At 73.2% G+C, this 12,941-nt stretch carries 8 protein-coding genes; 2 read left to right on the plus strand and 6 right to left on the minus strand.

Annotation, left to right across the window (positions count from 1 at the left end; translation table 11 throughout):
* Positions 1-114 precede the first annotated feature (114 nt).
* The gene (locus tag BRM3_RS01135; protein ID WP_263594278.1) at positions 115-2,913 is read left to right on the plus strand and encodes a multicopper oxidase domain-containing protein; all 2,799 of its coding nucleotides are present in this window, start codon (positions 115-117) and stop codon (positions 2,911-2,913) included.
* Between the two features lie 93 nt (positions 2,914-3,006).
* Here the strand turns inward: BRM3_RS01135 and BRM3_RS01140 are convergent, their stop codons facing one another.
* The 4 genes from BRM3_RS01140 to BRM3_RS01155 all read right to left on the minus strand — a co-directional run bounded on the left by BRM3_RS01140 (position 3,007) and on the right by BRM3_RS01155 (position 10,361).
* Positions 3,007-5,043, minus strand: coding sequence for an HNH endonuclease (locus BRM3_RS01140; RefSeq protein WP_263594279.1), 2,037 nt, complete (start codon positions 5,041-5,043; stop codon positions 3,007-3,009).
* Between the two features lie 385 nt (positions 5,044-5,428).
* A complete protein-coding gene (locus BRM3_RS01145) occupies positions 5,429-6,736 on the minus strand; it encodes an ISL3 family transposase (protein ID WP_263594280.1) in 1,308 nt (435 codons plus the stop codon).
* Between the two features lie 490 nt (positions 6,737-7,226).
* Positions 7,227-9,929 carry a UvrD-helicase domain-containing protein gene (locus BRM3_RS01150; RefSeq protein WP_263594281.1) on the minus strand — a complete coding sequence of 901 codons (2,703 nt, stop codon included), beginning with the start codon at positions 9,927-9,929 and terminating at the stop codon, positions 7,227-7,229.
* An 87-nt stretch (positions 9,930-10,016) separates the two neighbouring features.
* The gene (locus BRM3_RS01155; RefSeq protein WP_263594282.1) at positions 10,017-10,361 is read right to left on the minus strand and encodes a hypothetical protein; all 345 of its coding nucleotides are present in this window, start codon (positions 10,359-10,361) and stop codon (positions 10,017-10,019) included.
* 121 nt (positions 10,362-10,482) lie between these two features.
* Between BRM3_RS01155 and BRM3_RS01160 the strand changes: the two genes are divergently transcribed.
* Positions 10,483-11,508 (plus strand): flippase-like domain-containing protein, encoded by a 1,026-nt coding sequence (locus BRM3_RS01160; RefSeq protein ID WP_263594283.1) that lies wholly within the window; start codon positions 10,483-10,485, stop codon positions 11,506-11,508.
* A 6-nt stretch (positions 11,509-11,514) separates the two neighbouring features.
* Here BRM3_RS01160 and BRM3_RS01165 read toward each other — a convergent pair whose 3' ends face one another.
* A complete protein-coding gene (locus BRM3_RS01165; protein WP_263594284.1) occupies positions 11,515-11,979 on the minus strand; it encodes a hypothetical protein in 465 nt (154 codons plus the stop codon).
* On the minus strand, positions 11,976-12,935 hold the full coding sequence (locus BRM3_RS01170) for an alpha/beta hydrolase (RefSeq protein WP_263594285.1): 960 nt from the start codon (positions 12,933-12,935) through the stop codon (positions 11,976-11,978). Before BRM3_RS01170 ends, BRM3_RS01165 begins: the two co-directional genes overlap by 4 nt.
* Between the last annotated feature and the right edge of the window lie 6 nt (positions 12,936-12,941).

The following is a 12,941-nucleotide window of genomic DNA, read 5'->3' on the forward strand; positions in this document are numbered from 1 at the left end:
CGCGCCCCTCCCCGCAGGGGTTCTCGGGCGGGCCCTCCAGGGGTGACCGCGCGGGGTGACCGGGCGGGGACCTTCATCGGCCGCGGGCACGCCGGCCGCTCCTACGGTGGGAGCATGCCGCCCCTGTCCCCCGCGCCGTCCCCGGATCCCCTGTCCCGCGGCGCGTGGCACCGACGCGCGTCCCGTCCGGTGCTCGCGTGGATGCTCGCCCTCGTCGTGCTCGCGCTCGTGCACCGCTGGGTGCCGCAGGCGCGCTGGCTGCTCGTGCACATGGCGACCCTGGGGCTGCTGACGACGTCGGTCATGATCTGGGCCCAGCATTTCGCCGACGCGCTCCTGCGGACGCGTGCCGACGAGGCCGCACGGCGCCGGCAGGTGCGGCGGATCCGCGCGCTGACCCTCTCGATCCTCGTGACCTGCGCTGGCATGCTGCTCGCCGTGCCCGTGGTCACGACCGTCGGAGCGGCGGGCGTCGCGGGGACGATGATCTGGTTCGCCGCGAGCCTCGCGCGGCAGCTGCGCGCCGCTCTGGCCGCCCGTTTCTCGCGCGTGGTCACGGGGTATGCGGTCGCGGCGTCGATGCTCGGGATCGGCGCGGGCTTCGGGGCGGCGCTCGCGTTCAGCCCGCCGCCCCGGTGGCAGGGCCGGCTGCTGCTCGCGCACCAGGCGGCGAACCTGCTCGGCTTCATCGGCACGACCGCCCTGCTCACCCTCGTCACCCTCGGGCCGACGGTGATGCGCGTGCGCATGCCGCCGTCGCTCGAGCGGTCAGTGCGCCGCACCGTCGTCGGCGCGCCGTGCGCGACGGCGGTGACGATCGCGGGCGCGCTCCTGGGATGGCCCCTTCTCGCCGCGGTGGGCGTGGCCGCCTACACGGCCCTCGTCGTCGTGGTGCTCGTCGGCCTGATCCGTGCGGCCCGCGCGGCCCGCTGGGGCTCGCTGCCGCTGTTCCCGCCGTTGTCCATGGGCGCGGCGCTCATGTGGCTGACGGGGACCCTCGTCGTCACCGTGGTCCTGCTCGTGCGCGCGCGGGTGGGGCCGTGGGGTCCGTGGGGCGCGGTCGGGGTGGGCGGGGAGCTCGGCGAGGCCGATCTGCAGGCGCTCACGGTGCCGTTCATCGGGGGCTTCGGGCTCCAGCTGCTGCTCGGGGCGATGAGCTTCCTCATGCCCACCGTGATGGGTGGCGGGCCGCGCGCGGTGCGAGCCGGCCTCGCCGAGCTCTCGCGCGGGGCGACCGGGCGCGTCGTGCTCTACAACCTGGCGCTCGTCGTCTACCTGCTCGCGGACGGCTCGTGGACCCGGGTGCTCGCCTCGATCGCCGCGGCGGCGGTGCTCGTCGCGTTCGTGCCGCTCATGGTGCGGGCCGTCGTCATGAGCCTGCGGGTCCGCAGGGATGAGGAGACGCGTGGGGATGCGCCGAGGCGTGAGGTCACGCCGACGGACACGGTCGCGCCGACACGTGCGGCGACGGGCGACGCGGCCCGCGGCGGAGAGGCGCGCACCGCACGGCGCGATGCTCCGGCCGATCGTGAGGGAGCCGGCGGGGTCGGCCGCCGCAGCGTCGGCGCGGGGGCGGCGCTCGGTCTGGCCGGCGCGCTCGGCGTGCTGGCCGGCGGGCAGGCGCTCGATCACCGTGGGACGGGCGGGGGAAGAGCGGCGGCCACCGGGACGCCGGGCACCGATGCAGCCGCTCCGTCGGGGCGCACCGTGCGCGCCTCGCTCTCGGCGCACGACATGCGGTTCACCCCTGACCGCGTGACGGCGCGCCGCGGGGACCGAGTGGTCCTGACGGTGACCAACGACGATCCGACGATGCCGCACGACCTCCTGCTCGCGACCGGGGAGACCACGGGGCGGATCGCGCCGGGAGCGAGCGCGGACCTCGTCGTCGAGGTCGCCGACGGGAGCGTCGACGGCTGGTGCACGATCGTGGGTCATCGCGGCATGGGCATGGTCTTCTCCCTCGACGTCCAAGGGGCCGAGGCGGGCTCGGGCTCCTCCGAGGCGGGACGAGGAGGGGCGACGGAGACCGGCTCGACCGTCGTCTCCGTCGATCTGGCGCAGCCGCCCTCGGCGTCGTTCGTGACGCGGGACCCTGTCGTGCCGCGCGAGCCGACGGGCGAGATCACGTTCACGGTCCGGGAGGCCGTGCAGGAGGTCGCGCCGGGTCACTCGATCCGTGCGATGACCTACAACGGCCGGGTGATGGGGCCGGTGCTGCGCGGCGAGCTCGGGCGGGGGCTCACGGTGCATCTCGAGAACGCCGGCACGATGGGGCACTCGCTCGACCTGCATGCGGGAACGGTGTCGCCCGATGCGGTGATGCGCACGATCGCTCCTGGCGAGTCCCTCGACTACGCGATCACGACCGACCATGCGGGCATGTGGCTCTACCACTGCTCGACGATGCCGATGTCCGTGCACCTGGCCTCGGGCATGTTCGGGGCCGTCATCGTGCCGCCGGCCGGGCGCGCGCCGGTGGATCACGAGTGGGTGCTGGTCCAGTCGGAGGGGTACCTGGGGACGGACGGCGAGGAGGTCGATGCCGACAAGATCGCGGCCGAGCGCCCCGATGTGATCCTGTGGAACGGGCATGCGAACCAGTACGTGCACGATCCGCTGCGGGCGCGGCGGGGTGAGCGGGCGAGGATCTGGGTGATGTCGGCCGGGCCCAGTCGCTCGATGAGCTTCCACGTGGTGGGTGGTGTCTTCGACACCGTCTTCGCGGAGGGCGCGTATCTGCTGCGCGCCGAGGACGCGACCGGCGGCGGTTCGCAGGCCTTGCACCTGGGACCTGCCCAGGGCGGTTTCGTCGAGCTCACGTTCTCCGCGAGCGGGACCTACACGGCCGTGAGCCATGCCGTCGTCGACATGGAGCGTGGTGCCCGGGCGCTCATCGTCGTCGAGGAGTGAGCTGCGGGGATCAGGGACCGGCGTCGTTCCGGGTCCGCGTTTCAAGCCAGGTCGCTCCTCCCCTGCAGCCCGGGACGTCGGGGCGCGGAGGTTCTACGGGTCGGGCGACGGGGTGGCCTCGGCGCCGGGGGCGTCATCGGTGTCGCTCTCCGGAGTGGATGGGCCTGTCGGAAGGTCATCGATGCCGAGGTCGTCGTCTGCGTGCAGTGAGCTGGTGGCTGTGGAGTCCGGTGGACGGTCGGCGGTGCCACCCGTGGTGCTGGTCCTGTGGGCTTCGGGGCTCCCGGCCTCGACATTCGAGGGATCGACGGTGTTCTCGCGGGGTCCGACGGGTCCGAGGGGCGTGAGGCGGCAGGTGGTAGTCGCGCCGCCGGGACTCGCCCACGTCACCGTCGGCGCGCCGTCACCGGTGCGGGTGGGGGTGACGATCCAGCCCGCGTGGTCCTTGAGCAGATTGCAGCGGACGCAGAGTCCCTGAGCGTTCTTGTAGGACGTGGCCCCACCGTCAGCGTGTGGGGTGACGTGGTCGATGTGCCGGACGGTCGCGTTGCACCACGGACTCGCACACGTCGACTCCCTCCACCGCACCAGCTGCTCCAACGGCGCAGGGAACGCCCGGGCACGAGAGTCCATCGCCACCAGCTCACCCGTTCTGGGGTGCGTGTACAGCCGTCTCATGGTCGCGTTCATCGTGGCGTCGGGGTGCTCATCCCACCCCGGCTTGTTCTTGTACCCCGGTGGGCTCCCACGAAGAGTGTCGGTGATGATGTGGGCCGGGATGGGGCCGTAGCCCTCGAGGTGGGCGAGTTCCCCGCCACCGTCCGGGGCCAGGAGTGCACGGTCGGTGATGACCACGCCGATGGTGATGCGCCGGTGCCGGTAGCGATCCGTCGAACGGTGGTTGTGGTCTGAGGTGTCGGACTCGCGTTCCTGGTCTAGGCCTGGAACGTCATGATCGCGCGTGTCATCGAGCATCTCGCCGCGCCCGTCCGTATCGAGCACCGTCGTTCCACCGGGCAGCGGTACGCCCTCGAACTGAGCATCAGGCAGCGACTCGCCCGAGACAAACGGGTCCCATGCCCGATCACCGCCGGTGATCGCGTCGACCAGAGCATCAGCCTCGAGCGCCCGGACCCCGTCGATCGACCCCTGGGCACGGCGGGCTTCGGCCTCGGCGCGGAGGGCTTTGATCACCGCGCTGGCATCCACGGCCCGCACGGTCGCGGTCACCGCGACCATGTGGTCCTCCAGCAGGCGCGTCCGCACACACCGTCCCCGCGCAGCTCGTGCGGCCCGGCGCCGGGCATCATCTGGGTCCTTCGCGTCCCGCTGAGCACGGACTTCTGCCCCCAGACGGCGTGTGCCCACACCCACCAGGCGCGCGGGATCCGCGGTCAAGACCTCATCAATGGACTCAGCGATGTCAGGGTCCACGTCATCCAGGGCAACCGCAATGGCCCGGGCCTGCTGCTCCGTGACCCGCCCCGAGGTGAGCAGGGCGAACGTGCCGGGAAGCTGGGTGACCAGGCGCTGTGACGCAGCCAGAGACATCGACGACGCCGACGGTGAGACCCGGCGTGCCAGGCTGAGTTCCTGCGCGGCCGCACGCCCTTGCTCCGCCGCAGGAACCCCCCGTGCGGCGTCGGCGTCGGTGATCCGGGTCGCGGCCATGACCTGCCAGGTCGCATCGAGAGCGGCGAGGGTGGAGCGGAGCTGATCGATCACCCCGACCACACCGAGAGCCTCCGCGGCAGAGCCCGGTTCGGTGTCGGTCAGGGCATCACGCATCGCCAAGGGAGCCTCCACCGCCGCGAGAGCACCCGCGATGATCGACGCCACGACCTCCCGCGCGGCACCGGCGCGGCTGAGATTCTTCGCCTGAGCGAGAACGTCCGTCAGCGCATCGCCAGCGAGGGCGGCCGGTCCGCTGCCGGCACCCGCAGAAGCAGACGGGAAGGAAACAGGCACCGCAGACCCATCGGGCAGGGGCACTGCGCCGTCGCGCTCGGGGCCAGGGGACGCACCACGCCCAGAGCCCGCCGGCAGCGCAGAACCATCCGCACCCAGCGCCCGGGCGCGCTCATCGCGCTCCGGACCCTCGGCCCTCGAATCATCCCGCATCGTCGTCATGCTCCCTATTCTTCCGAGGGGGTCTGACAAACGGACCCCACCCCGGAGCCCTTTTCGAGAATGTGGACAACTCTGCATGGGGAGGGAATGCGGGGGAAAAAACAGCGTGGCATCCGCGGTCGACGTCGGCGGTATATGCGCGGCGCGAGGGCGCGGGGGCGCGACGAGCACCGCCTGATCGCAAGCAGAACCCTGGCGACACAGCCCGGCCACAGCACCGGCACCAGCACCAGCACCAGCACCAGCACCAGCACCAACACCGTTCACTCAACGCGACAGGCCCGTGCCGGAGAACTCGCCATCGACGGACCAGATGGCGACTCCACGCGCAACGTTGGCGAGGAGCGATTCATCGAGATCGCCGTGCCGAGCGTTCTCGGGCTCTTCACAATTCGGGGTGTAGGTGTGGTCTGAATCCGCCGGCTTCGAGGAGTGCGCGGGCGATGTAGTTGGTGAGGTTGCGGAAGCCGAGGGCCAGGCCACGCAGGTGCTCGAGGCGACCGTTCACGGCTTCGGTAGGTCCGTTGCTCGTGCGCGGCCGGTCGAAGTAGGCCAGGACGTCGCAGGCGCGTCTGGTCAGGGTGCGGCCCAGCTTGCGCAGTTCTACCAACGCCTCAGGCACACTGTCGGCGAGGGCACCGATCACGGAGTTCATCTCGACGCGGCCGGCTGCCCGGTCGGGGTGACGGTAGGCGGAGATCATGCGCTGGTAGATCCCCCAGGTGCACTCGACGTGCACGTGCCGGTCCCCAGCGAAGAGCTTGTCAAGGCGCTCGTGCTGGCGGTCGGTGAGCAGGTCAGCCCCGGTGTGCAGGGTCCGCCGCGCGGTGTAGAGCGGGTCGCCCTTGCGTCCGCGGTGTCCGTGCAGTTCCTGCTGGACTCGGCGGCGGCACTCATCGAGAGCGTCCCCGGCCAACCGGATGACGTGGAAGGGATCCATAACCGTGACGGCGTCCGCCAGCTCCTCGGTGGTGGCGGTCTTGAAGCCCGCGAACCCATCCATGGCCACGACCTCGATCCCATCGCGCCAAGCCTGGTCCCGCTCGGCCAGCCAGTCCTTGAACGCCTTCTTCGACCGACCTTCGACCACGTCCAGCAGGCGTGAGGGCCCGGTGCCGTCCCGGACCGGGGTGAGGTCGATGATCACGGTGACGTACTTGTCACCGCGCCGGGTGTGCCGCCACACGTGCTCATCGACCCCGACGACCTTGACACCGTCCAGGCGGGTCGGGTCCTCGATGAGCAGACGCCGGCCCTCAGCCAGGACCGCGTCGTTGGCGGTGTTCCACGCCACGCCCAGTCCTTCGGCAACTCCGGCCATCGACAGGTGGCCGACGACGATCCCGACCAGACCCCACCGCAGGCCGGCGCGGGAGATCTTGGCCCGCGGCGGCGCCGCAGCGGTGGTGTCCTGACGCCACACGTGCGAGCACTCCTTGCAGCGGTAGCGGCGCACGGTGAGCACCAGCGTGGTAGGGCGCCACCCGAACGGCTCGTGCGCCAACTCCCTGCTCACCGTGTCACGGGGCACGCCCTGGCAGCCGCACCGCCTGCACCAGTCGTCCGGCTTCACGACCCGGCACGCCAGCACGGACCGGTCAGGCTCGAGCAGCTGGCCGGTGACCTCCAGACCGAGGCCGTCGAGGCGGGTGAAGGTAGTCAGGTCAGGGCGCGTGAAGGTAGCGTCAGGCACGTCGAGGTCTTCCGGACGGGTTGTGTGAGAACTCCCATCATCGGAAGACCTCGACCCTCACCCCGACACCGACGCGCCGCCCTAGGTCGCACCACAGCTACACCCTCATCTGTGAAGAGCCCGTTCTCGACGCCGCACGACGCATCGAGATCGCACTTTCCGGCGGAATTCTCGGAGAATTCCGCCGGAAAGTGCGATCTCGTCGATGCCACGGCGCGACGACCCGGTCGACCTGCTCACTCGACGCCCGTCATGGCGCCGACAGCCGACGGCCGACAGGCGACAGCCAGCGCCTCTGCGCCCCGCCCGGTCCCGCGCCCCCGGCCGGCGCAGCACCACCTGCCACGCGCTCCGACCCACCTCCGGCGGTCGCGCACGACCCACCTCCGGCGGCAGCGCTCGACCCACCTCCGGCAGCGTTCGACCCACCCTCGGCGACCTCGTTCCGGCCCCGTCCGACCGGCCGGCCCCGCCCCGGCGGGGCCGGCCCTCACAACTTCGTGAGGGGGGCGTAGCGCAGCAGGAGGCGCTTGCGGCCGTGGGGCTCCTTGAACTGGACCTCGACCTGCGTCTTGTCGCCCGTGCCGCTGACCTCGGTCACCGTGCCCATCCCGAAGGAGTCGTGGGTGACGCGATCGCCCACCGCGAGGGAGGGCAACTCGGCCCCGCTGCGAGCCTTGCGACCCGAGGAGAACGACGGGCGCGAGATGTCCCGGCGGTTCGCGCCGCCGACGCCCACCCCGGTCACCGAGGGCCCGCGCGAGAAGCCGCCGCGCCCTCCCCCGTAGCCGCCGCCGAACCCGCTGCCGCTCAGGCTCGACCCGGCGCGCGCGACGTCGAGCACCCGCTCGGGCACCTCGTCGAGGAACCGGCTCGCCGGGAAGTACTGGGGCGCGCCCCACGCGGCCCGCATCTGCGAGCGCGTCAGGTAGAGCTTCTCGCGCGCGCGGGTGATGCCGACGTAGGCCAGGCGCCGCTCCTCCTCGAGCTGCTCGGGGTCGGACATCGAGCGCTGGTGGGGGAACGTGCCGTCCTCGAGCCCGGTCAGGAACACGACCGGGAACTCGAGGCCCTTGGCGGTGTGCAGCGTCATGAGGGTGACGAACTGATCCTCGCCGCCCGGCAGCTGGTCGGCGTCGGCCACGAGCGCGACCTTCTCGAGGAACTGGTCGACGAGCGACGCGTCGGGGTCGTCGGCCGCCTCGAGCGCCGCCTGAGGATCGATGTCCTCGCCGGGAGCCTGGCGGAGGTCCACGGCCGACTCCTCGGCGTCCGCGGCACGCTCCTGCTCCGAGGCGCCGCCGGCGGTCGTGCTGGGGTCGGGCTCGTCCTCGAACTCGCTCGCGGCCGCCTCGCCCGCCTCGACCTGGGCCTCGAACTCCGCCGCGACCGAGATGAGCTCGGCGAGATTCTCGAGCCGCGACTCGTCCTGCGGGTCGTCGCTGCCGCGCAGCTCGGCGTCGTAGCCGGAGCGGGTGAGGATCGCCTCGAGCACCGCGGCCGGGCCCTCCCCCGCCTCGACCATCGCCCGCAGGTCGTCGAGCATCGAGACGAAGGTGCGGATCGCGCCGAGCGAGCGGGTGGCGATGCCGGGCGCGTCGTCGGCCCGCCGCAGCGCCTCGGCGAAGCCGATGCGGTCCTGCTCCGCGAGGAGCGCGACGGCGGCCTCGGCACGGTCCCCGATGCCGCGCTTGGGCACGTTGAGGATGCGGCGCAGGTTGATCTCGTCGTCGGGGTTGGCGAGCACCCGCAGGTAGGCCATCGCGTCCTTGATCTCGCGGCGCTCGTAGAACCGGGTGCCGCCGACCACGCGGTACGGGAGGCCCACGCGGATCAGCTGGTCCTCGAGCGCACGGGACTGGGCGTTGGCGCGGTAGAAGATCGCGATGTCGCCCGCGCGGCGCCCGTCGTCGACGAGGGCGTCGATCTGCCGGCCGATGTAGCGGGCCTCGGCCTGCTCGTCGTCGGCGACGTAGAGCGTGATCTTCTCGCCGTCGCCCTCGGCGGTCCACAGGTTCTTCTTGCGACGGCCCTCGTTCTCCTCGATCACGGCGTTGGCGGCCGCGAGGATGTTCTGGGTCGAGCGGTAGTTCTGCTCGAGCACGATCGTGCGGGCCGACGGGAAGTCCTGCTCGAACTCGACGATGTTGCGGATGGTCGCGCCGCGGAAGGCGTAGATCGACTGGTCGGAGTCGCCGACCACGGTGAGGTCGGCGCGCGGGTCCTCCCCCGCGAGCTCGCGCACGAGGGCGTACTGCGCGGGGTTGGTGTCCTGGTACTCGTCGACGAGCACGTGCCGGAAGCGCCGCCGGTAGCTCTCGCGGATCGCGGGGTTCTCGCGCAGCAGCACCACGGTGAGGCCGATGAGGTCGTCGAAGTCGACGGCGTTGGCCTGGCGCAGCCGCTCGGTGTACGCCGTGTAGATCTGCGCGACCGAGCGCTCCCACGGATCCTTCGCGGCCTCGGCATGGTCGGCGACGTCCAGCGGGTCCATGAGCTCGTTCTTGAGGGTCGAGATGCGCCGGGCGATGCCGCGCGGCGGGTTCTTCTTGGTGTCGAGCCCGAGGTCCTTGGCGATGTTCGTGATCAGGCGCAGCGAGTCCGCCGAGTCGTAGATCGAGAACGAGCTCTTGAGGCCCGCGGCGGCGTGCTCGCGGCGCAGGATCCGCACGCACGCGGAGTGGAAGGTCGAGACCCACATGGAACGGGCGACGGGGCCGACGAGGTCCTCGACCCGCTCCTTCATCTCCGCGGCGGCCTTGTTGGTGAAGGTGATCGCGAGGATCTCGCCGGGCAGGGCCTCGCCCGAGCGCAGCAGATGGGCGATGCGGCGCGTGAGCACGCGGGTCTTGCCGGAGCCGGCGCCCGCGACGATGAGCAAAGGGCTGCCGCGGTGCTCGACGGCCTCGCGCTGGGGCGGGTTCAGCCCGTCGGTCAGCTCGGCGAGGGCCGAGGCGTCGGCGCCTCCCCAGGCGGGGCGGGCGGCCTCGCGACCGGCGAAGGGGTCCTCCTCGGGCTGGGGCGGGCCGTCGGGTGGCAGCTCGTCCTCCTCCGGCGGCGGCTCCTCGTCCCAGGGGGCGTCGTCCGAGGAGGGCGAGGGGCCGCCCGCAGGGTGCGCAGCGGGCCCGACCTGGACGCCGTCGAGGCGGCGGAAGGCGTCGGGCAGGGAGAGGTCGTCGAACAGTGAGCTCATGGCCCGTCCAGGATAGGCGGACGCCCCGACACCCGGGACCCGCGCAGGCGGGACGGGGCGGGGCGCACGAGGCCGGAGGCGTGCGCGTCAGCCGCCGATGTGGAAGACGCCGATCACGATGTTGACGAGCACGCTCACGGGGATCGCGTACCAGACGACGGCGCTCGTCTCCTTGCCGCGGCTCGCGGCGATCCACGAGCAGGCCATCGCGACGATCGCGAAGACGAGCTTGAGGGTGTAGAAGAGGTGGCCTCCGGGGTACTGTGCCATCGCGATGATCATGGCGACGAGGCCGAAGACGACGGCGCCGCTCGCGGCGTGCGCCATGCCCTTGGCGGGCTCGCGGGTGCGGGCGGCGGCGGCCCAGATGCCGAGGGCGACGGCCCAGCACACGATGTGCAGGACCACGACGATGCCGAGCAGGATGTTCATGCCTCCACCCTAGGATCGCGCGACGGCCCGGTCCGGGAGGCCGTCGCGTGGCATGTGCCACCCTCCGTCGCAGGTCAGGACGCCGAGCCGGCGCCGGGGCGGCCATGCCAGACTGTCGGCCATGAGCGGCCCGGAGCATCCCGAGACCTCGCGGATCTCCGCACGCACCGTCGTGCTCACCGCGGCCTCGGTGGTCCTCGCGCTCGTCCTGCTCGGCTGGGGCCTGCCCGCCGTCACGGGCACTTCCTGGAGGCGCATCGCCGAGGTGGTCGCGGCCGCGCCGGCGGGTGCGCTCGCCCTGCTCCCGGTCCTCGCCCTCGTCGCGCTCGGCGCCGGGGCGCTCGGGCTGTCCGCGGCGGTCGCGGGCCTTTCGCGGCGCGATGCTGTCCCCCTGTCGGCCCTCAGCACGGCCGTCTCGGTGACCGTGCCGGGCGGCTCGACCCTCGCCCTCGGCCTGCTGTACGCGGCGGGCCGCCGACGGGGCGTGGGCGCCGCGGCGCTCGTCGTCGGGGTGGCGCTCATCACGGCCGCGGACCTCGGCGCGGGCCTGCTCCTCGCACCCGCGGGCGCCCTCGGGTACGCGCTGAGCGGGTCCGGGGCCCTCGGCGGGGGCGCGGTCGCCGCCGTCTGGGTGCTCGCGGCCCTGAGCGCCGCGGCGCTCGTCGCCGGTGTCCTGCTCGTGCGGCGCCGCACGCTCGCCGCGCTCCTCACGGGCGTGCTCGACGGCCTCGGAGCGCTCCTGGGCGCGCGAGGCTCCTCGTGGTCCTCCGCCACCGTCCTGGCCCGGCGCGACGAGGCGGCCCTGCGGCTGCGGGCCCACACGCCCGGCATCCTGCTGCCGCCGCTCGTCGTGCGCGCGTGCCAGTTCGCGGCGCTCGTCGTGGCCCTCGACGCCGTGGGCCTCGAGGTGCCGCTGCCGCTCGCTGTCGCCGTGTTCGCGCTCGGGCGTCTGCTCGCGCTGATCCCGCTGACCCCGGGCGGCACGGGCATCGCGGAGACGGGCTCGGCGGCGGCGCTCATCGCGCTCGGCTTCGACGCCGGGGCGGCGGCCTCGGCCGCGGTGCTCGTCTCGGTCACGACGCTGCTGACCCCCGTGCTGCTGGGGCTGCTCGCCCTCGCGCTGCGGCCGCTCGCGCGCGGCCGCTGAGCCCGGCTACTCCTCGTCGCGCGGCTCGGGCGTGGGCAGGCCGAGCCGGTGCGAGGCGACCCGCCCGGGCAGGACGGGGGCGCCGAGCCCGGCGGCCAGCCCCTCCAGGACCTCGCCGGTCCCGGGCCGCTCCCGGGGTTGCCGAGCGGAGGCGCGGAGGCGCCGGAACGCCTCGTCGCCCGAGCCCAGGTACCCCGCTCCCCCGTAGCCGCCCAGGCGTGAGCCGTGCGTGCGCTCGATCGCCTCGGCGGCGTCCAGGAGCGCGCGCGAGGCGCCACGCAGCCGGCCCGCGAGCTCGCCGAGCCGCGGCGCGTGCTCGGGGCTCCATCGCCCGAGCGGCTCCGCCGCCTCGGCCGCATCCGTCGGGCCCGCGAGGCGGTGGGCGAGGCGCAGGCGCAGCAGCACGAGGCGGTCGGCCGCGCGGCGGAACGTCTGCGCGAGCTCCCGCATGGCCCGGGGGTCGCCCGTCATGCGGGATCGGCCGTCCGGAGCCGGTCGAGCCACGCGTCGAGCGCGTGCAGCGCGCGCTCGCGGGCGTCGGGCTCGGAGAGGAACACGTCATGGCGGGCCCCGTCGATCACGGCCACCTCGACGCGCGGCCCGAGCCGGCGCGCGGCCGCGTCCATGCCGGTCACGTCGAGCACGACGTCGCTGCGTCGCATGTCCTCGTCGAAGCGCCGGCGGAAGCGGGACCTGCCCGCGTGCAGCACGAGCACGGGCTCGAGCACGCGGCCCTCGTGCAGGCGTCCCTGCCCCTCGAGCACGGCCGCCATCGTCGAGGCGGGGAAGGCGTGGCCGCCGGGCGGCTTCCACTCGAGGTCGAAGGCGAACTCGCCGCCGAAGTCCTCGTGGAGGGAGCGGGCGTAGTGGTCGGGGCCGGGCGGCAGGACCGGGCGGTGGGGGTGGCGGCGCGCGAGGCGGCGCACGACGGGCAGCGTGAGGCGTCGGCCCGCGGCGCGCAGGTGAAACTCGAGCCACGGCGAGTTCAGGACGAGCCCCGTGAGCTCGCCGGGATGGCGCATCGCCCACAGCGCCGCGACGAGGCCCCCGCTCGAGTGCGCGAGCACGAGCGGCCGACGATCGCGGCCGATCGCGTCGAGGGCCGCCCCGATCTCCGCGTCGTAGTCCTCGAGCGAGGCGACGTCGGTCGCCGTCTGCCACGGGCGCAGGCTGCGGCCGTGCTTGCGCAGGTCCAGGGCCCACACGTCGAGGCCGCGGGCGGCGAGGTACTCGAGCAGCTCACGCTGGAACACGTAGTCGGACCAGCCGTGCAGGACGAGCACGGGCAGGCGGTCCGGCGCGACCGGGCGGTCGGGCTCGCGGTGCAGGACCGTGGCGAGGATCGCACCCTCGTCGTCCTCCCCGAGGGGAATCTCGCACTGGACGTAGCCGGCTCCGAGGACCGGGTCGGGCGTCCAGGCGGGCATGGGGCG

Origin of the sequence: Brachybacterium huguangmaarense, from assembly GCF_025725725.1 — a bacterium.
Taxonomy (GTDB): Bacteria; Actinomycetota; Actinomycetes; order Actinomycetales; family Dermabacteraceae; genus Brachybacterium; species Brachybacterium huguangmaarense.